Raw genomic sequence first — 23,374 nt, 5'->3', positions numbered from 1 at the left:
TCTGGCAAGGCCAGGGCCATTATCGGGGTCTCGAGCCAAGCCTGCGAACTTTGATCAGGGATAGCTTATGAGCGATCGTAACCGGAGCGACTCGAAAAACACTCTCTACTGCTCTTTCTGTGGGAAGAGCCAGCATGAGGTGCGCAAGCTCATTGCGGGGCCTACCGTATTCATCTGCGATGAGTGCGTCGAGCTTTGCATGGACATCATCCGCGAGGAGAACAAGAGCTCGCTGGTGAAATCACGCGACGGTGTACCGACGCCGCAAGAGATCTGCAAGGTCCTGGATGACTATGTCATCGGTCAGGTGCATGCCAAGCGCGTTCTGTCCGTCGCGGTGCATAATCATTACAAGCGTCTCAACCACGCATCGAAAAGCAACGATGTCGAACTGGCCAAGTCCAACATCCTGCTCGTCGGGCCTACGGGCTGCGGCAAGACGCTGCTCGCACAGACGTTAGCGCGCATTCTCGATGTGCCCTTCACCATGGCCGATGCGACCACGCTGACCGAAGCAGGCTATGTCGGTGAGGATGTCGAGAATATCATTCTGAAGCTTCTGCAGGCCGCCGACTACAATGTGGAGCGGGCGCAGCGTGGCATTGTCTATATCGACGAGGTCGACAAGATCAGCCGCAAGTCCGACAATCCGTCCATCACGAGGGACGTGTCGGGCGAGGGGGTGCAGCAGGCTCTGCTCAAGATCATGGAAGGCACCGTCGCGTCAGTGCCGCCGCAGGGCGGGCGTAAGCATCCGCAGCAGGAGTTTCTGCAGGTCGACACCACGAATATTCTGTTCATTTGCGGTGGCGCATTTGCCGGGCTTGAGAAGATCATCTCCGGCCGCGGCAAGGGGACATCCATTGGCTTCGGCGCCGAGGTGAAATCGCCCGAGGACCGGCGGACTGGCGAGATCCTGCGCGAGGTCGAACCCGAGGATCTGCTGAAATTCGGGCTCATCCCGGAATTCATTGGCCGTCTGCCGGTGATCGCGACGCTCGAGGATCTCGATGAGTCCGCTCTCATGAAGATCCTGTCCGAGCCGAAGAATGCGCTGGTCAAGCAGTATCAGCGCCTGTTCGAGATGGAGGACGTGCGCCTGACCTTTGCCGATGAGGCGCTGAAGGGCATTGCCCGGCGTGCGATCGAGCGGAAGACCGGTGCACGAGGTCTCCGGTCCATTCTGGAATCGATCCTGCTTGAGACCATGTTCGAGCTGCCGAGTCTCGATGGTGTCGAAGAGGTGGTGATCTCCAAAGACGTGGTGGAAGGCGAGGCTAAGCCGTTGCTGATCTATGCCGACCGCGGCGAGGAGATGAACAGCTCCGCATGACGCGGACCCGACGACGCCTGCAAGGACGGCTGCTGCGCCTCTGGGCTGGCTCGCCGTCCTTTTTATTTGTGGGCAAGCGCGGGGGATTAACGCTGGGTTGTCGGCTGAAGCTGCGGAAGAAGCTGGAAAACGCCGTCGAGCGGCATGCGGTCGCGCGCTCTGCCCGTGACGTCTGGCGCGAGATTTGCCATAAGTCTTTTCAAGATCTTGACGGGGGTCGCCACCGTGGCCACTTAATCGTTGACCACAAAGAGTTGCTCACCCCGCGAATCATTCTCTCTGATGACGCCAGGTCTTGGATTTCGACCGGATCCCAGACGGGCGAACAGAAAGCAACGCAGCACGCAGTCTGGTGTGTTCTGTTTCCGCGGAGCCGCCGCCAAACGCCGATCAGGGTTCGGTGGTCAGGCACGGCACTCGCTTAGAAAAGAAAGGGCTTATGTCCCATGAGTGAACACGACATCACAACTTCCTACGGCGCGCAGGAACGGTTCGCCGTTCTTCCCTTGCGCGATATCGTCGTCTTTCCCCATATGATCGTGCCGCTATTTGTCGGTCGGGAGAAGTCGATCCGCGCCTTGGAAGAGGTGATGCGCGAAGACAAGCGCATCCTCCTGGTCGCTCAGAAGAACGCGACTGACGATGCTCCATCGCCTGAGGGCATTTACCAGATTGGCACGATCGCATCGGTGCTGCAGCTTCTGAAACTGCCGGACGGCACGGTGAAGGTCTTGGTCGAAGGCGGTGAGCGTGCGCGCGTTGTGAGTTTCACCGAGCGCGATGATTTCCTCGAATGCGTTGCCGAGCCCATTCCGGAGCAGGAGGGCGATCCGCGCGAGACCGAGGCGCTCGCCCGCTCGGTCGTCTCGCAGTTCGAAGCCTATGTGAAGCTCAACAAAAAGGTCCCACCGGAGGTCATCTCCACGGTGAGCCAGCTTGAGGACTATTCGAAGCTGGCCGATACCGTCGCCGCCCATCTCGCGGTCAAGATCCCCGAGAAGCAGCAATTGCTTGAGGTCGCATCCGTGAGCGAGCGGCTGGAGCGCGTCTATGGGCTGATGGAGGGCGAGATTTCCGTCCTTCAGGTCGAGAAGCGCATCCGCAGCCGTGTGAAGCGGCAGATGGAGAAGACCCAGCGCGAGTACTACCTGAATGAGCAGATGAAGGCCATTCAGAAGGAACTCGGCGATGGCGACGAGCGCGATGAGCTCGGCGAGATCGAAGAGCGCATCAAGAAGACCAAGCTGTCGAAGGAAGCGCGCGAGAAGGCGGAGGCCGAGCTCAAGAAGCTGCGGCAGATGAGCCCGATGTCGGCCGAGGCAACCGTCGTGCGTAACTATCTCGACTGGCTGCTGGGCATTCCGTGGCAGAACAAGAGCCGCGTCAAGAAGGACCTGGGTTTCGCCCAGAAGGTGCTGGACGATGACCATTACGGGCTCGACAAGGTCAAGGACCGCATAGTCGAGTATCTCGCCGTGCAGCAGCGTGCCAACAAGCTGAAGGGCCCGATCCTGTGTCTTGTGGGCCCGCCCGGTGTGGGGAAGACCTCTCTTGGCCAGTCCATCGCCAAGGCGACCGGACGTGAGTTCGTGCGCCTGTCCTTGGGCGGCGTGCGGGACGAGGCCGAGATCCGCGGCCATCGGCGCACCTATATCGGCTCGATGCCTGGCAAGGTGATCCAGTCGATGCGCAAGGCCAAGAAGTCGAACCCGCTGTTCCTCCTCGATGAGGTGGACAAGATGGGCATGGATTTCCGCGGCGATCCGTCTTCGGCGCTTCTGGAGGTGCTAGATCCCGAGCAGAATGGCTCGTTCATGGATCACTATCTGGAGGTCGAGTACGACCTTTCTGACGTGATGTTCGTGACCACGGCCAATACGCTCAACATTCCCGGGCCGCTGATGGACCGCATGGAGGTCATCCGCATCGCCGGCTATACGGAGGACGAGAAGCTCGAGATCGCGCGGCGGCATCTGATCCCGAAGATCTTCAAGAGCCATGGGCTCGATCCCAAGGAGCTGGAGATCAGCAATGATGCGCTGACCACCATCATCCGCCGCTATACGCGGGAGGCTGGCGTTCGCAATCTGGAGCGTGAGATCTCAACCGTCGCCCGCAAGGCGGTGAAGGAGCTGCTCACGTCCAAGAAGCGCAAGATCAAGGTGACCGCCAAGACCATCGAGGATTATCTCGGCGTGCCGAGATACCGGTTCGGCGAGGCGGAGCTCGAGGATCAGGTCGGTGTCGTCACGGGGCTGGCCTGGACCGAGGTTGGCGGCGAGCTGCTGACCATCGAGGCGGTGATGATGCCCGGGAAGGGCAAGATGACCGTCACGGGCAACCTGCGCGACGTGATGAAGGAATCCATCTCGGCGGCAAGCTCCTATGTGCGCTCGCGGTCGATCGATTTCGGCATCAAGCCGCCCTTGTTCGAGAAGCGCGATATCCACGTGCACGTTCCGGAAGGGGCAACGCCAAAGGATGGGCCTTCTGCGGGTATCGCGATGGTGACGGCGATCGTCTCGGTTCTGACGGGCATTCCTGTGCGGCGTGAGGTCGCCATGACCGGTGAGATTACCTTGCGCGGACGTGTCCTGCCGATCGGTGGGCTCAAGGAGAAGCTGCTGGCGGCCCTGCGCGGCGGCCTCACCAAGGTGCTGATCCCTGAGGATAACGTGAAGGATCTCGCCGACATCCCTGAGAACGTGAAGAACGGGCTCGAGATCGTGCCGGTGAGCCGCATCGAGGACGTGCTGAAGCACACCCTGGTGCGCATGCCGGAGCCCATCGAATGGGATGAAGAGGCTGCCGACCTCAAGGAGGCGGCGCGGGCAGCCACGGTCAGCGAGAAGCAAGAGGGCGTTCGCGCCCATTGACGGGAGCCAAAGCGGGCGTGGCGCGTTCTCACAGCCACGCCTGCGGCCCACCGGGCCAAGCGGCTGCGGGCGAGGCTCTCGATTGCGAGTGGTTGCTGATTGTACGACTTTGGCGACCAGCTTGATTCGAATTTTTGGCGGAATTCTGCGGGGCTGGCGAGGTTTTCGCCGGCCCCGAATGTTTTTTCCTCCCCTAAGTTGCTGATTTTTCTGCAAGACGCGGTGGAATCGTCAGAAAACCCTTGCGTTTCTGCGGATTTTCGCATGACCTTCCAGCCGCGCCGGGCGTTTAACCGCCGCTCGGCTGCCGTTTCACAGCAAGAGAGGACCTATCGGTGAATAAGAATGAGCTGATCGCCCAAGTGGCCAAAGACGCCAATCTGTCGAAGAACGATGCGAGCGAAGCCGTCGAGGCCACGTTGAACGCAATCATCTCGGCCCTCGGCAAGGGCGATGAAGTCCGGCTTGTCGGTTTCGGCACCTTCGCCGTTGCGAGCCGTGCCGCGGCAGAGGGGCGCAACCCACGCACCGGCGAGACCATCAAGATTCCGGCCTCGAAGGCGCCGAAGTTCAAGGCTGGCAAGGCCTTCAAGGACGCGGTGAACGCTTAAACCCGAGACGCCGACACGGCATGGTCTTGCCGATCATGCCAATGTGGGTTATGGGCAGCGTGGTCCAAGCGGGTTGCGATTTTTCCGAACCACGCATAGATCTTGCCGGTCGCCATCGGGCGACCGGAGACGGCTAGTTTTGGGCGGTTAGCTCAGTTGGTAGAGCGCCTCGTTTACACCGAGGATGTCGGGAGTTCGAGTCTCTCACCGCCCACCACCTTGCCTGGCTCGGGCCAGGCGCATGGCCTGACAATCTTCCACTAATTTGTCTTACTGCGCGGCTCCCATTTGGTCAGGCGCGTCCCGCGCTGCTGCCCTTCGGCAGCCGGTCTCTTCGCCAGGAGCCGGTAGCCCGGTCCTGTTTATAAGCACGCAGGGGCCCCAATAGGGTCTCAGTTTCTCCTGGATTTCCGAAGATCGGGATCACCGCTACGCAGTTATCCTTCGTGTTAGTGGATCCCTTTTATGTTTGAGTTTTCTAAGCATGCGAAGATCGGTGGGATTAGGCCGTCGCACCAGGCGAACATCAACGCGCTTCTGGGCGACTTTCGTTGGACCAGCTCCGCGATCACCTTTTCCTTTCCTGCAGAGAACGAGTTTTCCAGGCCGGGTCTCCTCGTCCCGGTGAATCAAATCCCCCAGGAGGACGGGGAGGACGAGAACGTCGGCTCTTATGTGCCGATGCCCGAGGAGGTCCGGGAAGCAATCCGGCACGCGTTGAGACAAGTGTCGGACGTGGCCCGGCTGCAGTTCTCGGAAGTGACGCAGTCCCCGGAGACGGCGGATATTCGCTTCGCATTGAAGAGCGGAATGGAGGACGGGTATGGTGGGCTTACCTCCTCCTATCCCTGGGCGCCAGCACCGCAGGACGTGGTGATCAATAGTCGGCTCTGTGAAGAGGGCATCAAGCCCGGCAGCATGCTCTATCACATCGTGCTGCACGAGATTGGTCATGCTCTGGGGCTTGAGCATGGCCACGGGGACTCAGGTTACTCGGTGCTGACCCCGGATCACGACGGACCGCTCTTCTCTCTCATGACGTATAACGGCGATGACGAGACAGGGGTCCGGCCGCAGTCCTTCTCCCAGTTCGATATCGCCGCTCTACAGCATCTCTATGGGCCAAATTACGGCACCCGCAACACCGACACGGTCTATACGTTCAGTCCAACCACCGGCCAGATGTTCATAAACGGCGTCGGCCAAGGTGCTCCCGCACATCCCGCGCCCTGGCTGACCATCTGGGATGGCGGTGGGCGGGACCGCTACGACTTTTCGAATATGCATGAACCCGTAACTGTGGATCTGCGCCCGGGAAAGGCGAGTTTCATCGCACCTGCGAGGGCGACGCAGGAGCCGGAAGGCGTGCATCCACGCGGTGTCATTTTGAACGCTCTGCTGTACAATGGCGACCCGCGCGCGCTGATCGAGGACGCCACTGGCGGTGCGGGCGATGATCGTATTCACGGCAATGAAGCGGCCAACCACATTCGTGGGCGGGACGGCGATGATGTTCTTTCCGGAGATGCCGGCGACGATAAAATTGAAGGCGACGACGGCGACGACACGCTCTACGGTAATGATGGGGACGATGAACTCCATGGAGGCGAGGGCAAGGACCAGCTGTTCGGAGGAGCCGGCGATGATCGGCTGTTCGGGGAGAGCGGCAATGACAGGCTTGATGGTGGAACCGGGGAGAACTGGCTATTCGGTGGCGACGGCAATGATGTGCTTATCGCCGGCCCAGGCCGTCACTGGCTGCATGGTGGTTCCGGCCGTGACACCTTCACTCTGACGACGCCGGAAGCCTCGGTCACTATCGTCGATTTCACGCCGAGAACCCGATCCGCATGTCACGACGTCATTGATCTGTCCCCGCTCGGGGTGACCAAGAACGATGCCGAATCCGTCCTGGCAACAGCGCGGCAAACGGACTGGGGAACAGCGCTGACCTTGTCTGGAGAGGCTACCATATGTCTCCCAGGGTTGATGCCTGCCGAACTCACACTCGCCGACATACAGTACCTGATGGTGGCCTAAGCGCTGCGAAGGCAAGTTTCCCCTTGCCCAGGCAGTGCCTGAGCCGCTTCCTGCGGCACGACGCTGCGCACGGTGGCGGTGAGACGCGCCGAGCTCCCGTCGGTGGGGATAATGCAGAATTGTGGAGATCTTCGCTTGACTTGAGGCCGCCCTATCGCCTACATCAGCGCCATCTGGACGGCATTGGTCGTCCAGCCCGTCCTCGGGACGGGGGTGTAGCTCAGTTGGTTAGAGCGCCGGCCTGTCACGCCGGAGGCCGCGGGTTCGAGCCCCGTCACTCCCGCCACTTTCATCAGCCAAATAATACAGTTGTTCAGCTCCGCGCCGGAGCTTTTGGGCAGCGCTTTTCTGCTTGCCGCTCGCGGCGCCTTTCGGGATACGGTCTTCCTTGGCTGACCCGGCAAACGGCGCAGCTTATCGATTCTCGGCCGATACGCTCTCAGCATAGGCTGAGACGCGGCGCGTACCTCCGGAACAGGCTATCCTGATACGTGCCGGAACGGTGCATTTAGCCACGGGAAGCCGTTTCCCACTGGACTCAACCGCAGATTGAGAATATGTAGATGGCATAGTTTCTGTAGATTTCATGTGATTTCACGAGGAGTAACTAATGTCGGCTATTTATCAGGGAATAAAGCAGGGAGTTGGAGGTGTCGCCCATTTCATTGGAGGAAGTCTCGGCGATTTGCTCCATAACACCGGTGATATGTTTGACACTTTTGGAAATGCGGCTCAAACGATCTTTGGCGTTGAGCCAGACCACGGTTCCGCTAAGGGTCCGATTATAATTCAGGTTCCAGTGCCAACACCTGAAACCTCTGATACAGGGAAGGTGGAACCGACCAATCCGCCTCAAGAATCGCCTTGGGCGCACTAACGCGCCTCCGAGTACCGCTCTTCATGCTTGCCCGAGCAGAAACCGTACGGGCCAGGTTCGGGTCGCTCAAGAAAGACTACATTTGTGCGCAAATAAGCCCCTCCGGCCAAACCGTGAGGGGTTTTGTGTTTTCTACCTCCGTGCACCGAGGTGCATGCGGTTCAATTTGCATCCCAACCGCGACGGCTTTGATCCTGTCATCGAGAATCAGCGCCGAAATTGTGTGGTCAATCGACTGTAAATCTTATATATTCGGCTTTTGTTCTGATGTATATTGGCCAATGTCACCATATTTACTGTCTGTTTATAAGCATGCTTCATGATTATTGGCGCATAATATTTCAGCTTATGGATTGACCGTTATGAGTTTTGTTGGTAATGTACTAAGCGGAATAAGCCAGGCCTTCGGAGGAATCACCGGAGGGATAGCCCATGGCTTGGGTGATGCCGTCCATGGGATTGGCAATGGGTTGCAAACTGCCTTCGGAGGAGGGCACGACCACGGGCCGGAGCAGCCGCCGATAAGCACGCACCCCATGCCCGCGCCTACGCCTCTGCCGCACGATGAGCTTCCGCCGCAGCCGGATCATCAGGTTCCAGATTCCAATTGGGCTCATTGAGGTGCATGCCTTAGCGACGCATGGCGCGTTTCACTATTGCCGCGCAGCGCATAGGCAGGCTTGAACGCTCAAGATAGAGCAGCCCTCTAAGGTCTAACAAACCCCTCCGGCCAGGCCGCGAGGGGTTCTTTTTGCTACCTGTTGGCCATTTTCGCGCGACAGTGACACTGCGCGCACCCCGGATTACGGGACAGGCTCACTGGCCGACATCGCCAATCGACGGCAGATTGAGAGCAGCGATGTGTGATTCGGGCGCATGTCCTTCCGGCTGCAGCCGTGTCGCTGCGATCATTCGGAATGAGACCGCGGAACAGGGGGTGATTTGGCTGCGTTCCTAGAGCGTTTTCGAGCGACATGGAGAGCAACGCGGTGAAGAGAATGCGACCAAGCAAGACCTAGAGCGGTTTCGTCTGGCGGAGGCCGAGCGAAAGCGCTCCCCTGATCTCCCCGGCAGGGCCGCGGATGGAGAATTTGGATGATCGTTGCCGATGTGATGAGTCGCGGAATAGACCCGGTTCAGCCGAATGCCACGGTGCAGGAGGCCGCCATTCGCATGGCGGAGGAGGATATTGGCGCCGTCTTGGTGGGGAGCGAGGATGCGCTGCAGGGAATCCTGACCGATCGCGACATCATCCTGCGCGTGGTGGTCGATGGGCTCGACGTGACAGGGGTTCTCGTTCGCGATGTGATGTCATCGACCCTGTTTACCTGCCGGGAGACGGACGATGTCGCCGATGTGCTGCGCGAGATGACGGAGCGGCAGGTGAGGCGGCTTCCGGTTGTCGACGAGCACGGCAAACCAATAGGTCTCGTGACCCTCAGCGATCTCGGCAAGCTCGCGCGCGATCCAACCGCCACCGCCGAAATGCTGCGCGACATCGTCGAGCCTCATCGCAGCGAGGAGCGTAGCAATGACGAGGAAACGGCGGCGCCTCAGTCATGACGCTAGACCAAGCTGTCGCCTTTGCCATCGTCATCGGTATGATGGCGCTCTTCGTTTGGGGCCGTATCCGCTACGATCTGGTGGCGCTTCTTGCCTTGCTCGCCTGTATCGTCACGGGGATCGTCGAGCCGGAAAAGGCATTCACCGGCTTTAGCGACGATATCGTCATCATTATCGCCAGCGCGTTGCTCGTCAGCGCCGCCGTGGCGCGCTCGGGCGCTGTTGAAGCAGCGCTTCACCGGCTCGGACCTTATCTGCGCACGGAGCGCTCCCAGATCATGGTGCTGGTGATGGCAGTGACCGCACTCTCCGCCTTCGTGAAGAACATTGGCGCGCTTGCCATGCTCATTCCCGTGGCCTTCCAGATCGCACGCCGCAACCAGACGCCGGTTTCTTACTTTCTGATGCCAATGGCCTTCGGCTCGCTGCTGGGAGGCATCACCACCCTGGTTGGCACCTCGCCCAACATCATTGTCTCGCGGATGCGGGAAGATCTTCTGGGCGCGCCTTTTCGCATGTTCGACTTCTTGCCGGTGGGGACGGGCATTGCCGTGGTGGGCGTTATCTTTCTGGTGCTCGGCTATCGGCTGCTTCCCTTGCGCAAGGGCGGAGCCTCGATGGATGCCGCCTTCAACATCGAAAACTACATGACCGAGGCGCGGCTCCCGGCCGATTCGAGCCTGGTCGGCAAGACGGTCGCCGATCTCGAGGCGTTGAGCGAGGGTGAGGTCGATGTGACAACCATCATTCGCGAGCGCTTCCGCCGCTATACGCCGTCAGATCACTGGACGTTGAATGCCGATGACGTGCTAATCCTTGAGGGTGAGCCCGCCGCTCTAGAGCGCCTCGTCGCACGGGCGAGGCTCAAGCTGGTAGAGGCAAGCAATGGCACGGCGAATGCCAAGGGCGGCTCGGACGAGATTGGCGTGGTGGAAGCGGTGGTGACCGCTGATTCCCCTCTGGTTGACCGCTCGCCGGCTCAGGTGCGCTTGGCCGAGCGCTATGAGCTCACTCTGCTTGCGGTGAGCCGTAGTGGTGCGCGGGTCACCCATCGTCTGCGCTCGCTCAAATTCCGCCCGGGCGATGTCATCGTGCTGCAAGGCAATCTCACCGATATGCCGGAAACCTTGGGCGAGCTCCGCTGTCTGCCATTGGCCGAGCGCGGCATTCAGCTTGGCCGTGGTCGCCATCGCATCCTGCCGGTGGCGGTGCTCGCCATCTCCATGCTGCTGGTCGCCTTGCATATCGTCCCGGTGGTCATTGCCTTTTTCAGCGCGGCGGTTCTGCTCGTGCTGCTGCGCGCGCTTTCCCTGCGCGAGGCCTATGACGTCATTGAGTGGCCCATTCTGATCCTGGTTGGCGCCTTGATCCCCGTCAGCGAGGCCATCCGGACGACCGGCGGTACCGACCTGATCGCCGCCTGGCTATCGTCTGCGGCCGGCGCCTTGCCCCCGCTCGGCGCGCTCGCCCTCATTCTGGTTGCGGCCATGGCGATCACGCCCTTTCTCAACAACGCGGCGACCGTCCTGGTCGTCGCGCCGATTGCGGCGAGCATGGCCACCAATCTGGGCTTCAATCCCGATCCGTTCCTGATGGCGGTGGCGATCGGCGCGGGCTGTGATTTCCTCACCCCCATAGGCCATCAATGCAACACCCTGGTCATGGGCCCGGGCGGCTATCGGTTCGAGGATTATTGGCGCCTTGGCCTGCCGCTCTCGATCCTTGTGGTGCTCGTTGGGGTGCCGCTGATCGCGCTGATCTGGCCTTTGTCGGGATGATGATTACAGCGTCGTCAATCCAACAGCTCCATCACCTTATGTTTTTGCGCATAGGGCTTGAAGCCGAGCTTCTGATAGAGCGGCAGGGCGCGGGGATGATCGAGCGTGCAGGTCTCAACCCGCACCCGTTCGGGTCCCTTCGCCCAGGCAGCTGCGAGCGCTTGTGAAAGCAGCCATTTGCCAAGCCCGAGCCCCAGAAAGTCAGGGATAAGGCCGAAATAGGCGAGCCAAATTTCCTCCGGATTCTGCGCATTGAGCTCGAAATAGCCGGCAGGACAGCCGCTCACATAGGCCACGAAGATCTCGATGCCCTCCGCATGGATCTCTGCCGCGAGCGCTTCGTCCCCCATCTTGCGCCGGTCAACCCAGGCATGATTGGCGCCCACCGTGTCATAGAGATAGCGGTAGAAGTGAACCGGGGGCTTCACCGCTTGCATGAGCGCGAGCTTCAGATTCGCGGGCGGATGCACCATCAGCGCCGACGGTGTGTTCATCTCGAGAAAGGTGACCGTTGTCTCGACGGTGGATGGCATGGCTATCCCTTGTCGACGGGCAAGTCTTCTCTTGCGCCCCATTCCGCCCAGGACCCGTCATAGAGCCCGCTCTCAGGCGCTCCCGCAACGGAAAGCCCGAGGCTCAGAATGGCGGCAGTGATCCCTGATCCGCAGCTGGTGATGGCCGGCCTTTCCACATCAACCCCGGCCGCAGTAAAAGCCTCGCGCAGCCGGCCTGGTGATTTGAGCGTGCCATCCGGATTGAGCAGGCTCGCATAATGCACGTTTCGCGCACCCGGCATATGGCCCGGCCGCACGCCCGGCCGCGGCTCTGGTTCCTCGCCTCGGAAGCGGCTGGGCGAGCGGGCATCCGCCACCTGCGCCTCGCCGCTGTCGAGCGCCCGCTTGACCTCTTGCCAATCCCGAAGCAGCAGCCGGTTGAGACGCGCCGTGAAGTGACGGGACTGGCGCGGCGGTGGCGGCAGATCTTCAAGCGGCCGCCCTTCCGCCTTCCATTTCGGCAAGCCGCCATCGAGCACGGCAACCTCCTCATGGCCGAACACCCGGAACATCCACCAGGCGCGGGCCGCCGAGAACAGGCCTTTACTGTCATAGACCACGATCTTGTGGCCATCGCCCACACCCATCGCGCGCATGGTGGATGCAAATTTCTCCGGCGAAGGCAGCATATGGGGCAGGGGGGAGGCGGTGTCAGAGATCTCGTCGATATCGAAGAAGAGCGCACCGGGTATGTGCTCTGCGAGATATTCCGCGCGCGGATCGCGCTGATCGGCGGGCAGATACCAGGACGCATCCATCACGATGACGTCCGGGGCGGTGAGATGCTCCGCAAGCCATGCGGTCGAGACGAGATCCTCCGAGCGATCACTCATACACCATCCTCCACGAAGCTCACCCGGATGCGCCGGTTCTGCCGGCCCTTCTTCTCGATCTTGGCCACGGTGACCGCGCCGATTTCGGCGGTCGAGCGCACATGGGTGCCACCACAGGGCTGCAGATCGATATCACCGATCGCAACCAGCCGCACCCGGCCGGTGCCCATCGGCGGCTTGACGGCCATGGTGCGGACCATCTGCGGATTGGCCTCAAGCTCCTCATCGCTGATCCATTGCTCGCTGACCGGATGGTCGGCGGCAATGAGCGCCATCAGCTGTTCAGTGAGCTGATCCTTATCCGCGATGCCGGCCTCCGGAATGTCGAAATCAAGCCGCCCGCCATCGGCCGCGATCTGGCCGCCGGTCACGGGGTAAGGCACCAGCGAGCAGAGCAGATGCAGGCAGGTATGGATGCGCATGTGTCGATAGCGTGCCGGCCAGTCGATCAAGGCGCGCACGGCGGCACCCTCGGGCAGGCTGCTCACCGGGCTCGCGGGCACATGTACGATCGACTTGTCATCGTCATAAACCGTGGTGGCGATTTCGATCGGGCCGAACCCCTCCACCTCGATCGTGCCCCGGTCGCCCGGCTGTCCGCCGCCGGTCGCGTAGAAATTGGTGCGGTCGAGCACAAGACCACCGCGAGCATTGAGCCCCAGCAATCGCCCCTCGACTTCGCGCGCGTAAGCATCGGTTCGGAACACGAGCTCGGTCATGCGGGAACGTCCTCGAAGACCTGAGGCAGAGGGGAGGGTTCGCCGTCCAGCCATTCGGGCACCGGCAAGCCCTTGCTGCGCAAGAAGGTCGGATTGAAGAGTTTCGACTGATAGCGATTGCCATAATCGCACAGCACCGTGACGATGGTGTGGCCCGGGCCCATGTCACGGGCGAGGCGGATGGCGCCGGCGATATTGATGCCGGATGAGCCGCCGAGGCAGAGGCCTTCTTCCCGCACGAGCTTGAAGATGATGTCGAGCGCCTCGGCATCATCGATCAGATAGGCAGCATCGACCGCGACATTCTCCAGATTCTTTGTGATCCGGCCTTGGCCGATGCCCTCGGTGATGGAGGAGCCCGATGATTTAAGCTCACCGGTCGTATAGTAGCTGTAGAGAGCCGCCCCATGGGGATCGGCAAGCGCTATCCGAATCTTGCTGTCATAGTCCTTGAGGCGATCGCTGACCCCGCCCAGGGTGCCGCCCGAGCCCACCGAGCAGCAAAAGCCATCGATCTTGCCGTCGGTCTGCGTAAAGATCTCGACTGCCGTCGTCTCGTAATGGGCCTGCCGGTTGGCGATATTGTCGAACTGGTTTGCCCAGATCGCTCCATGCGGCTCCGTTTTGGCGAGGCTTTCGGCAAGCCGCCTGGAATATTTGACGTAATTGTTGGGGTTGCTATAGGGCACCGCCGGCACTTCGACCAGCTCCGCACCCAGGAGCCGCAGGGCGTCCTTTTTTTCCTGCGACTGAGTCTCGGGGATGACGATCACGGTGCGAAAGCCAAGCGCGCCGGCGACCACCGCAAGCCCGATGCCGGTATTGCCTGCTGTGCCTTCGACGATGACGCCTCCGGGTTCCAGCTGCCCGCGGGCGATCGCGTCCTTGATGATGGAGAGGGCCGCGCGGTCCTTGACGGACTGACCGGGATTCATGAACTCGGCTTTACCAAGCACTGTACAGCCCGTCTCTTCCGATGCGCGCTTCAGCTTGATCAGTGGTGTATTGCCGATGGCATCGACGACGCTGGCTCTGATGTCCATGGCTTTCTTTCCGGGCTGCTGCTTATCATCCTAGTTAAGGCAAACTAGCCCAGGGCCGCGGAAAGAGGCAAGCCGCTGTCCCGTGCTCTAGAAGCGCCGGTGGATGAATGTGGTGCATACATATTTGGGCCCGCTGACGGGCGGCGCGCCGCGATGGCGATAGGTCCAGGCCACGGGAAAGAAGGCCAGTCGCCCCTCCACGCAGTCGATGGCCATGGCCTGATCCTCGAACTCGGTGCGGCCACCCTCGGCGACGTCATTGAAATACCACTGGGCGGCCAGAACGCGGGTGTGATTCTGGCTGGAATTGCAGTCGATATGCCAGGAGAACTGGCCGCCAATATCGTATTTCTTGATCCGGAGCGGCTCGATATAGAGCTCCTTGTGATCGCTCGCTGCGAGAAATTTGACGTCACGCGTGTAGGTCTGCAGCGTCTCGATCAGGTTTCTTGTGAGCGCATGCTTGACATCGCTCCAGCCCTCGTCCGGCAAGATCAGCTCAGTTGTCTGCTTGCCCTTGAGGTCTACCTCCGGGCCGTGATTGCCGGACACCTTGCCCACGATTTTCCGCTTATCGGCATCGAAGCGGCTGATGATGTCGCGACAGGTCTCTGTGCTGAGCGCCTTGTCATACCAGCGGATGAACGGGTCCATGCTCTCTCCCCCGAGTTTTGTTCTCCAGGATCCGTTTTAGAACGCTGCCGCTCTATTGCCAATGGAGAGGCGCTTCTGTCTATTAACCAAGCTGCATCGGGTTTGTTCGCGGGGAGGGCACATGGCGGGATTTGAGCTCACAACACGGCTGGTTGCGCTGGGCCTGCTGCTCACATCCTTCTCGACGCTCGCTGCCACTGAGCAGCCGCCCTTGACCGAGGCGGCAACCTTGCTCGGCACAGCCGTGAAAGGGACGAATTATACGATCGAAACCCCTGTCGCGTCCGACGGGATGCTCTATGCGTTCACTCTCGAGACGCCCTTTGGCCGCCATACTGTCTTCGGCGAGCAGCTCCTGAAGCTGAGGCTGCACGAGCTTGCGGTGCTCGAGAAGCTGGAAGCTCTGTCCACCAGCGAGGAATTCAGCCGTGGCCTCGCCACGGGGCTTGGAAAGCCGATCGATGCCGTTGCCGATGCCATGACCAATCCACTCGCACTGGCCAGCGGCGCAGTGTCCGGCTTTGGCGAGGCCTTTGGCAAAGTCGGCGCGGGTCTCACTGACCCTTACCCCAAGCCTGCCAATGCGACCGAAGCGCTGATCAGCGCCTCCGCTGCCAGGCGGCAGATCGCCTATGACTATGATGTCGATCCCTATACTAGCTTTCCGCCCCTTGCGGCCCGCCTCAACCAGCTCGCCGAGGCAAGCGCACTCGGCGGCATTGCGGTGAAGGGGGCGGTAAAGGCACCGGCCGGCCTCGCGGCTGCCGGCCCCAAATCAAGCGGCAAGACCGGCGAGCTCATTCGCACCAAGACGGTCCCCGAGCTTGAGGCTTTGAACAGGGAAGCCCTGCATTCCCTGGGTATCGACGAGCGCGCGGCGCAAGCCTTCCTTGCCAATGGCAATTACACCCCCACCGACAAGACGATGATCGTGGCCGCGTTGAGCACGATGCGGCAGGCAGAGGGATTATCTCTCTATCTATCCTTGATCGCCAAGGCGCAACGCCCTGATCTTGCTTTCTTTCACCGGCTCCAGACCCAATGGATAGCCGCCTATCATGCGAGGGTTGCCCCGCTCGAGGCCTTCGTCTCCATGGTGGGCATGCCTTTCATGCGCCGGGCCGATGGGAAGCTGGTCGGCTTCTTTCCCGTCGACATGATCGCCTGGACGGATGCGGTGGAGAAGGCGGCCCTGGCCATGAATGAACGCATTCTCAAGGAGCGGGCCAATGGCCTTGAGCTGCGCATCACCGGCACTGTGACCGAGGACGCGCAGCAGGGCTTCAAGAAACTCGGTTGGCGCGTGTTCCCGAAGGATACCGGATTGATCGACGGATCACGGGTGGGCCTTCGAACCCAGAGCGTCGGACCTGCGAACTGAATAGGCCAGCCCGACTGATATCGATCCCGGCATGGGAGAGGAACTGGGCGCGACTCTGGCTTACTGTGCCTGGTTCGGCTGGCTCGGCTGGCCCGGAATGGGATTGGGGGCGGGATTTGGTGCAATAGCAGGGGCTTCCGCCGTGTTCTCAGCCGTGGTGCTGGCGCCCGTCTGCGCTGTCTGATCGCCCCTCTGATCCGTGCCGAACACGAAATAGCTGAGCGCTGCGACCACGGCGAGCAGTGCGGCAAAGAGGATGGCCAAGCTGGTGCCGGTCCTCTGCGGCGGGGGCATCCGAGGCGGCTGATTGTCGTATGGCTGCGACATTGGGCTACTCCCTAAAAGTTGACTTGTTTGATAATACCTCCTTTCCGCGATTGGTTCCCGCTTCTAACCCTCTGTGGGTTAATGATCTTCGCTGCGCGAGCATGCAATTGCGAGCATTCCCGCGCGCGAGGTCGAGGGCCTTAGAAAGGCTCAAGCTGATGTGGCAGACCGGTGCGCGTTTTTGCTTCAATCCCGGATCCGGATCAGCGCATCGACGGCAACGACCCCTTTGCCAGGAGGGCGCACAAGCAACGGGTTGATATCGAGCTCGGCAAGCCGGCCGGCATGAGCCAGGACAAAATCGCCAATCCTCAGGATCGCGGCGATCAGAGCCTCACGATCCCCCGACTTGCCGCGGAAGCCGTCGATGAGCTTGGCAACCTTGAGCCTGCTCAAAGCCTGCTCCACCTCAGCGCGGCCGGTGGGCAAAAGGAGCGTTGCGCTATCACCGACAAGCTCGGTGAGCACCCCGCCTGCGCCGATCACCAAAGCCTGGCCGAACTGGGGATCCTCAATCGCACCGACAATGATCTCGCAGACCGCATCCTCGACCATGCGCTCAACCAGGAGCTCGCCGGAAAGGGAGGAGAGCCGGGCGGCGGCTTGCTTAACCGCTGACCGGTCGCGCAGATTGAGCGCGATGCCGCCGACCTCGGATTTGTGCAGAAGCTGATCGCCTGAGGCTTTGGCGACCACGGGATAGCCGATCCGATCAGCCACATCGCCCGCCGCGTCGGGAGCGCACACGGCACCAGACGGCACGGGAATATCGAAGCGGGCGAGCATGTCCTTGGCCGCGCGCTCGCTGATGCTGCGGACGGGCGCTTGCGCTCGACTAATCGGTGCGGGGAGGGGTGGTGCTTCGCGCGACCAGGCGATATGGACCCCTGCTGCCGCTTCGAATGCGGTGAGCGCATCATCAAGGCCGATCATGGGTGCAACCCCACGCGCAGCCAGCATGTCGCGCACCGGCTCCGACAGGCATTCATGGAGCGTTGCCACCACCGCGGCGCGGGTTCCCGTTTGCTCGGAGGCCCAGGCCATGGCATCGGCTGCAGCGACCCAATCCGCATCATTCAGGCCGCCAGTCGGCATGTCGAGGATCAGAAGGCCGAGATCGAACGGGCCGGCAAGCGCCGCACGGAAGGTCGCCTTCTGCTGTTCCGGGTGTCCCCAGATGAAGGTGTGGTAATCGAGCGGGTTCTCGATCGCCACATACTCGTTGAGTGTCGCGCGCACTGCCGAGGCACTGTCACCGAAGGGCGGGAAGCACAAATCCCGATCTTCGGCCATATCGGCGACCAGCGCCGCTTCGCCTCCCGAACAGGACAGCGAGACCAGGCGATTGCCGGGCAAGGACCCTACGATGGCCAGGAACTTCAGCGTTTCGGCAAAGGCCGTCATGCTCTTGGCGCGCACGACGCCATAGCGCGCGAACATGGCGTCATAAAGCGCATCCGCCCCCGCAAGCGATCCCGTATGGCTCATCGCCACTCTGGCGCCAGCTGCCGATCGGCCGGTCTTGAGCACCACGATCGGCTTGCGAGCCAGCCGCGCGCGTTCCGCAGCCGCGGCGAAGGCGCGGATATCGCTGAGCCCCTCGATATGGAGGCCGATCGCCTTGATCCGCTCATCCGCCACGAACACGTCCACCATATCGGCGATGCCGATATCCGCCTGGTTGCCCAGCGCATAAACGGCTGCGACCGGTAGCCCGCGCTGTGTGAAGGTGAAGTTGCAGGCCATGTTGCCGCTTTGGGTGACGATCGCGACGCCGTCCTCACGGTCACGCAAGGCATGCACATCGGGCCAGAGTGCGCAGCGCTCGAGCATGCTCACATAGCCATAGCAGTTGGGTCCCATGACCGGCATGCCGCCGGCAGCCTCCAGCAGCGTCTGCTGCAGCCTGGCGCCGTCCTCGCCCGTCTCGCTGAAGCCCGAAGCATAGAGCACCGCACCTCCGCAGCCGCGGCGCGCTAGCTCTCGCACAAGCTCGATGGTCGGGCCGCGCGGTACACCGATAAAAGCCGCATCGATCGGCTCGGGGAGATCATCGAGGCTCCGGAGGCAGGCAAGGCCTGCCATCTGCTCGCGCTTCGGGTGAACCGCATAGAGCTTGCCGGGAAAGCCGAGCTCGAGGGTGCGCCGCAAGGCGATCTCCGCCTCGCGGCCCCCGATGAAGGCGATCGACCGGGGCTTGAACAGGCGGTTGAGGCGTTCGGCGGCCGGCGCGCGCGCCGGCCTTTCGCAAGAGGGCGAGATGGTGGACAACGCCATGGAGGTCCTCAGGCACCAAGCGGGCGGAGGAGCGCGCGCGAGATGATATGGCGCTGGATCTCGCTCGTGCCCTCCCAGATGCGCTCAATCCGTGCATCACGCCACAGTCTCTCGAGCGGCAATTCGCTCATCAGCCCCATGCCGCCGTGGATCTGCAACGCTTCATCGGTCACGAAGGCGAGCATCTCGCTGGCATAGAGCTTGGCCATGGCCGCATCCTCATCCGTCATCGCGCCCTGATCGGATTTCCACGCCGCATTGAGTACCAGCATCTCGGCCGCCTTATAGCGGGTCGCCATATCCGCAAGCTTGAACGAGACGCCCTGGAACTTGCCGATCTGCTGTCCGAACTGCTTGCGCGAGGCTGCCCATTGCAGCGCCAGGTCGAGGGCTCGCTCCGCCCGGCCGAGGCAGCCCGCGGCAACCTGGAGCCGCGTGGGCCCGAGCCAATCATTGGCAACCTCGAAGCCCTTATGCACCTCGCCGAGAACCTGGGACGCCGGCACACGGCAATTCTCAAAGCGCAGGATAGAGTTCTTGTAGCCCCGATGCGAGACATTCTCGTAGCCCGGGAGCACCTCGAAGCCGGGCGTGCCCTTATCGATGAGGAAGGCGGTGATCAGTTTCTTGGGCCCCCTCGGCGTATCCTCCACTCCAGATGCGGCGAACAGGATGACGAAATCGGCCACGTCGGCATGGCTGATGAAATGCTTGGTGCCGTTGATCACCCAGTCGCTGCCGTTCTGAACCGCCGAACATTTCATCGAGCGCACGTCCGAGCCAGCCTCGGGCTCGGTCATTGCCAGGCAATCACTGCGCTCGCCGCGCACCGTGGGGTAGAGATAACGCTCGCGCTGCTCAGGCGTGCAGGCCATCAGGATGTTCGATGGCCGCGCCACGCAGTTCCAATGCAGCGCGTAATTGGCGCGGCTCAGTTCCTTCTCATAAAGCACCCATGAGACCGCATCGAGGCCAGCCCCGCCCGCTTCCTCGGGCATATTGGCCGCATAAAGTCCGGCGGCGATCGCCTTGGCCTTGATGTCCTCGGCAAGCTCGCGCCTCAACTCGCCCGTGCGCTCGACCTCTGCCTCATGCGGAAACAGCTCCTGCTCCACGAAGGCGCGGGTCGTGCGGATGAGCATCTTCTGTTCGTCGGTGAGCGAGAAATCCATGGAGCTCCCCTTTGTTTCTGTGTTGTTGAAGCGGTCCCCTTGGCGGCGCCCTCAGGGCCGCATCTCCCCTTTTCAGCGGAAGGTCTCGGTATGTCCATCGACCGCGATGGCTTGGCCGGAGACCATCGCAGCCTGGGGCGAGGCCAGGAACAGCACCATATCCGCAATTTCCTCCGGGTCGACGAAGCGGCGCAGGGAGGCTTGCTTTGCATAATCTGTGCGGATTTCGTGCTCGCTCAGGCCGGAAACGCGTGCCTGGGCAGCTATCACTCGATCCATCCGCTCGCCCTCGACCGAGCCAGGGCAGACGGCGTTCACCCGGATGCCATGGGGTCCGAGCTCGACCGCCAGGGATTTGGTGAAGCCGATCACCGCCCATTTGGCCGAAGCATAGGGCGTGCGATAGCCGTAGCCATAGAGACCGGCCGTCGAGGACATGTTGATGATGGCGCCGCGCCCCTGCTGCTTCATGATCGGCACAGCGCGCCGCACGCAGAGAAACTGGCTGTCGAGATTGACGGCCACGCAATGCCGCCAGCCATCAAGGCTCATATCCTCGACGGCAGCCGTGGGGCCTGCGATCCCGGCATTGTTGACGAGCACGTCGAGACCGCCGAGCTCATCCAGCGCATCGGCAAACCAGCGGTCGACATCATCCTCATCGGTCACATCGCAATAGGCGGCCTCGATCTCCGGAGCCTCTGCGCGAAACTCCTCCAGCGCCTCGTCGTCGACATCGCAGATATGCACCCGCGCGCCGGCCGCGGCGAAGCCAAGCGCAATTGCGCGCCCGATACCGCGTGCCGCCGCCGTGACCATGACGCGCTGGCCCGTCATCACACCGGCTCCGGCACGGTCATGATCCGGCCGACCTGACCGGGCTTCGGCATGGTTTTGTGTATGGCCCAGATGGCCTTGAGGGCCGAGAAGACATCCTCGCGGATCGGGCAGGCCTTCTGCGCCTTCGTGTCCACATGGAGGAGCATCTGCTCGGTGGTGGCAAGCAGATCGCCGGTCTGTCCGTGGAACATCTGATGAAAGATGTGCATCCGCTTCGCATCAAGGCCGAGGATCTGGGTGGTGAAGCGCAAGGGCTCGCCCGCCGCGACCTCCTTCAGATAATTGATATGCGTCTCAACTGTGTAGAAGGAGAGCCCGGTTGCCCGATAGGCCTCGTCATCTCCGATGAAACGGAAGAGGGCATCGGTCGCATCGCCAAAGGCGGTGAGATAATAGCTCTCGCTCATATGGTTGTTGTAATCGACCCATTGCGGCGAGACATGGCTGCGGTAGAGCTCGAGCGGCGCCGCAATTGCATCGCCCGGCTGCCATGGCCTGATACCGCGTGATTGATATGCGGCCGCTTCCTCGCGGGCCAGCACCGTGCCGGCTCCGATCTTGTGCTGCTGCAGCACGCGCATGAGATCGACGAGCACGTCATTGCGCAAGGATTCGAGCTCCCGCACCGAACGTCCGGCCGCTTGCGCTTCACATCCCGAGATCAGCCGCTCCGAGAGCTCATCGCTCCATGCGGGATATTTGAGATCGGTCCAGGGCAGGTCCAGCGTGGGATCGAACTGGGCCATGAAGTGGCGCATGCCGCCTGGGCCGCCGGCCAGATGATAGGTGAGGAACGAGCCCATAAATGCCCAGCGCAGGCCGGCGGAATAGACGATCGAATCGTCGATCTGCGCGGTGGTCGCCACCCCCTTGTTGAGAATGTGCAGAGCCTCGCGCCATAGCGCCTCCTGCAGCCGGTCGCAGATATAGCCGTCGATCTCCTTGCTCAGGCGCAGCACATGCATGCCGATCCGCTCGTAATAGGCAGCGGCCCGGTCCATGGCGGCAGTGGAGGTCTTATCCCCCGGCACCAATTCGACGAGCGGCAGGAGGTAGACCGGATTGAAGGGATGTCCGATCACCACCCGCTCAGGGTGGCGCGTGCAGGCAGACTGTAGCCGTGATGGCAAAAAGCCCGACGAACTGGAGGCGATCACCACCTCGGGCCGCGCGATCGAATCGATCGTGGCGAAGAGATCGATCTTGAGCTGCTCGCGCTCGGGCGCGGCCTCCTGGATGAAGTCGGCGGCTTCCGCGACCTCTTCCACTGACCGGGTGAAGCGCAATTGACCGCGCGGGCCAGGGGCGACCGGCATCAGCTTCAGCATGGCCGGCCAGGCGGTCTCGATTGCCTCATTGAGACGCTCTTCGGCGCCCGGGGCAGGATCGGTGGCGATCACATCGAAGCCGCGCACCAGAAGCCGCGCCGACCAGCCCGCGCCGATGACGCCGGAGCCGATAATGCCGACGGTGCGTATGGAATTGGTGTTCGTCATGGCCATCACGCCGGCTGCTTGAGGCCGAGAATCTCGCGCGCCTCGGCGGGGCTTGCGACACTGCTTCCCAGCATCTCGATGATCTTGACCGCCCGCTCGACCAGGGTGCCATTGGAGGCATAGACCCCGCGATCGAGATAGAGATTATCCTCAAGCCCGACGCGCACATGGCCGCCGAGCAGCACCATTTGCGCCACCATGGGCATTTGCCAGCGCCCGATGCCGAAGCCCGCCCAGACAGCATTGGGCGGCAGCATCTGCGACTGGTAAACGGCGGTGGCCGGGCTCACCGGCGCCCCCCATGGGATGCCGAGGCAAAGCTGGAACATCGGCCGGTCATCCAGGAGCCCTTCCTCGCAGAGCTGCTTGGCGAACCACAGATTGCCGGAATCGAAGATCTCCATCTCCGCCTTCACCCCATAGGACTGGATGAGGCGCGCCTGTTCTCGCAGCTGGTTGGGCGTCTGCACCGCCAAGGTATTGCCATCGCCGAAATTGAGTGTGCCGCAATCGAGCGTGCAGATCTCCGGGCGCAGGAGCTTCACATGCGCCAGCCGCTCCTCGGGGCCGACCAGATCCGTATCCGGGCCGAAATCCATCGGCCGAGCGCCATCGCCGATAATGAGATCACCGCCCATCCCGGCGGTGAGATTGATGATCAGATCGGTCTTGGCGGCCTTGATGCGCTCGACCACTTCCGCATAGTACTCGACCTTGCGCGCGGGCTTGCCGGTCTTGGGGTCGCGCACATGGCAATGCACGATGGCGGCGCCCGCCCGATGGGCTTCCAGGGCCGCGTTGGCGATCTGCTCGGGCGTGACCGGGATGGCGGGATGCTTGCCGACGGTGTCGCCAGCTCCAGTCACGGCGCAGGTGATGATTGTCTTGGGCGTGATCATGCTCGTCCCCTGTCCAGGTGCATTGCAGGGCACCTCTTCATTTGCGGAAGAGCATAGCCGAAGGCCTGTTCGCCAATTGACGATTTTCGTCGCGCACTTGA

At 61.8% G+C, this 23,374-nt stretch carries 19 protein-coding genes and 2 tRNA genes; 9 read left to right on the top strand and 12 right to left on the bottom strand.

The genetic code is table 11. The features are described 5' to 3' along the window. Positions 1-67: 67 nt before the first annotated feature. The 6 genes from clpX (at position 68) to RCF49_RS03160 (ending at position 7,146) form a co-directional block, all read left to right on the top strand. Positions 68-1,333, top strand: coding sequence for an ATP-dependent Clp protease ATP-binding subunit ClpX (gene clpX / locus RCF49_RS03185; RefSeq protein WP_342642601.1), 1,266 nt, complete (start codon positions 68-70; stop codon positions 1,331-1,333). 446 nt (positions 1,334-1,779) lie between these two features. Then, positions 1,780-4,209, top strand: a complete 2,430-nt coding sequence (gene lon / locus RCF49_RS03180) for an endopeptidase La (protein WP_342642600.1) — start codon at positions 1,780-1,782, stop codon at positions 4,207-4,209. A gap of 335 nt (positions 4,210-4,544) precedes the next feature. Beyond that, complete coding sequence (locus RCF49_RS03175; RefSeq protein WP_342642599.1) at positions 4,545-4,820, top strand: HU family DNA-binding protein; 276 nt, start codon at positions 4,545-4,547, stop codon at positions 4,818-4,820. Between the two features lie 141 nt (positions 4,821-4,961). Then, positions 4,962-5,037, top strand: a tRNA-Val gene (locus tag RCF49_RS03170). A 248-nt stretch (positions 5,038-5,285) separates the two neighbouring features. Beyond that, complete coding sequence (locus RCF49_RS03165; protein ID WP_342642598.1) at positions 5,286-6,860, top strand: M10 family metallopeptidase; 1,575 nt, start codon at positions 5,286-5,288, stop codon at positions 6,858-6,860. 209 nt (positions 6,861-7,069) lie between these two features. After that, positions 7,070-7,146, top strand: a tRNA-Asp gene (locus RCF49_RS03160). A 974-nt stretch (positions 7,147-8,120) separates the two neighbouring features. Here the strand turns inward: RCF49_RS03160 and RCF49_RS03155 are convergent. Beyond that, complete coding sequence (locus RCF49_RS03155) at positions 8,121-8,354, bottom strand: hypothetical protein (protein WP_342642597.1); 234 nt, start codon at positions 8,352-8,354, stop codon at positions 8,121-8,123. A gap of 478 nt (positions 8,355-8,832) precedes the next feature. Between RCF49_RS03155 and RCF49_RS03150 the strand changes: the two genes are divergently transcribed. Both RCF49_RS03150 and RCF49_RS03145 read left to right on the top strand, forming a co-directional pair. Then, on the top strand, positions 8,833-9,300 hold the full coding sequence (locus RCF49_RS03150) for a CBS domain-containing protein (RefSeq protein WP_342642596.1): 468 nt from the start codon (positions 8,833-8,835) through the stop codon (positions 9,298-9,300). After that, a complete protein-coding gene (locus RCF49_RS03145; RefSeq protein WP_342642595.1) occupies positions 9,297-11,078 on the top strand; it encodes an SLC13 family permease in 1,782 nt (593 codons plus the stop codon). The genes RCF49_RS03150 and RCF49_RS03145 overlap by 4 nt, the downstream gene beginning before the upstream one ends. 14 nt (positions 11,079-11,092) lie before the next feature. On the opposite strand, the gene RCF49_RS03140 is transcribed toward RCF49_RS03145, so the two are convergent. From RCF49_RS03140 to RCF49_RS03120, 5 genes are all read right to left on the bottom strand, one after another. Next, on the bottom strand, positions 11,093-11,611 hold the full coding sequence (locus RCF49_RS03140) for a GNAT family N-acetyltransferase (protein WP_342642594.1): 519 nt from the start codon (positions 11,609-11,611) through the stop codon (positions 11,093-11,095). A 2-nt stretch (positions 11,612-11,613) separates the two neighbouring features. Then, entirely contained in the window at positions 11,614-12,465 is an 852-nt protein-coding gene (gene sseA, locus RCF49_RS03135; RefSeq protein ID WP_342642593.1) for a 3-mercaptopyruvate sulfurtransferase, read from the bottom strand. After that, on the bottom strand, positions 12,462-13,184 hold the full coding sequence (locus tag RCF49_RS03130; RefSeq protein ID WP_342642592.1) for an alanyl-tRNA editing protein: 723 nt from the start codon (positions 13,182-13,184) through the stop codon (positions 12,462-12,464). The genes sseA and RCF49_RS03130 overlap by 4 nt, the downstream gene beginning before the upstream one ends. Next, positions 13,181-14,227: a cysteine synthase A gene (locus RCF49_RS03125; RefSeq protein WP_342642591.1), complete on the bottom strand. Its 1,047-nt coding sequence runs from the start codon at positions 14,225-14,227 to the stop codon at positions 13,181-13,183. Before RCF49_RS03125 ends, RCF49_RS03130 begins: the two co-directional genes overlap by 4 nt. Before the next feature lie 87 nt (positions 14,228-14,314). Next, positions 14,315-14,881 (bottom strand): 2OG-Fe(II) oxygenase family protein, encoded by a 567-nt coding sequence (locus tag RCF49_RS03120; protein WP_342642590.1) that lies wholly within the window; start codon positions 14,879-14,881, stop codon positions 14,315-14,317. A 121-nt stretch (positions 14,882-15,002) separates the two neighbouring features. Between RCF49_RS03120 and RCF49_RS03115 the strand changes: the two genes are divergently transcribed. Then, a complete protein-coding gene (locus RCF49_RS03115) occupies positions 15,003-16,262 on the top strand; it encodes a hypothetical protein (protein WP_342642589.1) in 1,260 nt (419 codons plus the stop codon). Positions 16,263-16,322: 60 nt separating this feature from the next. Here RCF49_RS03115 and RCF49_RS03110 read toward each other — a convergent pair whose 3' ends face one another. The 6 genes from RCF49_RS03110 to RCF49_RS03085 form a co-directional block, all read right to left on the bottom strand. Next, positions 16,323-16,589: a hypothetical protein gene (locus RCF49_RS03110; protein ID WP_342642588.1), complete on the bottom strand. Its 267-nt coding sequence runs from the start codon at positions 16,587-16,589 to the stop codon at positions 16,323-16,325. Between the two features lie 186 nt (positions 16,590-16,775). Further along, positions 16,776-18,866, bottom strand: a complete 2,091-nt coding sequence (locus RCF49_RS03105; protein ID WP_342642587.1) for an acetate--CoA ligase family protein — start codon at positions 18,864-18,866, stop codon at positions 16,776-16,778. 8 nt (positions 18,867-18,874) lie between these two features. Further along, positions 18,875-20,038 (bottom strand): acyl-CoA dehydrogenase family protein, encoded by a 1,164-nt coding sequence (locus RCF49_RS03100; RefSeq protein WP_342642586.1) that lies wholly within the window; start codon positions 20,036-20,038, stop codon positions 18,875-18,877. A 72-nt stretch (positions 20,039-20,110) separates the two neighbouring features. Further along, positions 20,111-20,875 carry an SDR family oxidoreductase gene (locus RCF49_RS03095; protein WP_342642585.1) on the bottom strand — a complete coding sequence of 255 codons (765 nt, stop codon included), beginning with the start codon at positions 20,873-20,875 and terminating at the stop codon, positions 20,111-20,113. Further along, on the bottom strand, positions 20,875-22,380 hold the full coding sequence (locus RCF49_RS03090; protein ID WP_342642584.1) for a 3-hydroxyacyl-CoA dehydrogenase NAD-binding domain-containing protein: 1,506 nt from the start codon (positions 22,378-22,380) through the stop codon (positions 20,875-20,877). Before RCF49_RS03090 ends, RCF49_RS03095 begins: the two co-directional genes overlap by 1 nt. Then, positions 22,380-23,273, bottom strand: coding sequence for a 3-keto-5-aminohexanoate cleavage protein (locus RCF49_RS03085; RefSeq protein ID WP_342642583.1), 894 nt, complete (start codon positions 23,271-23,273; stop codon positions 22,380-22,382). The genes RCF49_RS03090 and RCF49_RS03085 overlap by 1 nt, the downstream gene beginning before the upstream one ends. Positions 23,274-23,374: the final 101 nt, after the last annotated feature.

Source organism: Rhodoligotrophos sp. CJ14 (genome assembly GCF_038811545.1).
Taxonomy (GTDB): domain Bacteria; phylum Pseudomonadota; class Alphaproteobacteria; order Rhizobiales; family Im1; genus Rhodoligotrophos; species Rhodoligotrophos ferricapiens.
This window is presented reverse-complemented; position numbering and strand designations above follow the sequence as displayed.

Excerpts from the sequence above, each read along its gene's own strand:
- clpX (WP_342642601.1), top strand. The coding sequence starts at position 68 with ATGAGCGATCGTAACCGGAGCGACTCGAAAAACACTCTCTACTGCTCT.
- RCF49_RS03095 (WP_342642585.1), bottom strand. The coding sequence starts at position 20,875 with ATGACGGGCCAGCGCGTCATGGTCACGGCGGCGGCACGCGGTATCGGG.
- RCF49_RS03115 (WP_342642589.1), top strand. The coding sequence starts at position 15,003 with ATGGCGGGATTTGAGCTCACAACACGGCTGGTTGCGCTGGGCCTGCTG.
- RCF49_RS03090 (WP_342642584.1), bottom strand. The coding sequence starts at position 22,380 with ATGGCCATGACGAACACCAATTCCATACGCACCGTCGGCATTATCGGC.
- sseA (WP_342642593.1), bottom strand. The coding sequence starts at position 12,465 with ATGAGTGATCGCTCGGAGGATCTCGTCTCGACCGCATGGCTTGCGGAG.
- RCF49_RS03120 (WP_342642590.1), bottom strand. The coding sequence starts at position 14,881 with ATGGACCCGTTCATCCGCTGGTATGACAAGGCGCTCAGCACAGAGACC.
- RCF49_RS03140 (WP_342642594.1), bottom strand. The coding sequence starts at position 11,611 with ATGCCATCCACCGTCGAGACAACGGTCACCTTTCTCGAGATGAACACA.
- RCF49_RS03125 (WP_342642591.1), bottom strand. The coding sequence starts at position 14,227 with ATGGACATCAGAGCCAGCGTCGTCGATGCCATCGGCAATACACCACTG.
- RCF49_RS03130 (WP_342642592.1), bottom strand. The coding sequence starts at position 13,184 with ATGACCGAGCTCGTGTTCCGAACCGATGCTTACGCGCGCGAAGTCGAG.
- RCF49_RS03145 (WP_342642595.1), top strand. The coding sequence starts at position 9,297 with ATGACGCTAGACCAAGCTGTCGCCTTTGCCATCGTCATCGGTATGATG.
- RCF49_RS03105 (WP_342642587.1), bottom strand. The coding sequence starts at position 18,866 with ATGGCGTTGTCCACCATCTCGCCCTCTTGCGAAAGGCCGGCGCGCGCG.
- RCF49_RS03085 (WP_342642583.1), bottom strand. The coding sequence starts at position 23,273 with ATGATCACGCCCAAGACAATCATCACCTGCGCCGTGACTGGAGCTGGC.
- lon (WP_342642600.1), top strand. The coding sequence starts at position 1,780 with ATGAGTGAACACGACATCACAACTTCCTACGGCGCGCAGGAACGGTTC.
- RCF49_RS03155 (WP_342642597.1), bottom strand. The coding sequence starts at position 8,354 with ATGAGCCCAATTGGAATCTGGAACCTGATGATCCGGCTGCGGCGGAAG.
- RCF49_RS03150 (WP_342642596.1), top strand. The coding sequence starts at position 8,833 with ATGATCGTTGCCGATGTGATGAGTCGCGGAATAGACCCGGTTCAGCCG.
- RCF49_RS03100 (WP_342642586.1), bottom strand. The coding sequence starts at position 20,038 with ATGGATTTCTCGCTCACCGACGAACAGAAGATGCTCATCCGCACGACC.
- RCF49_RS03110 (WP_342642588.1), bottom strand. The coding sequence starts at position 16,589 with ATGTCGCAGCCATACGACAATCAGCCGCCTCGGATGCCCCCGCCGCAG.
- RCF49_RS03165 (WP_342642598.1), top strand. The coding sequence starts at position 5,286 with ATGTTTGAGTTTTCTAAGCATGCGAAGATCGGTGGGATTAGGCCGTCG.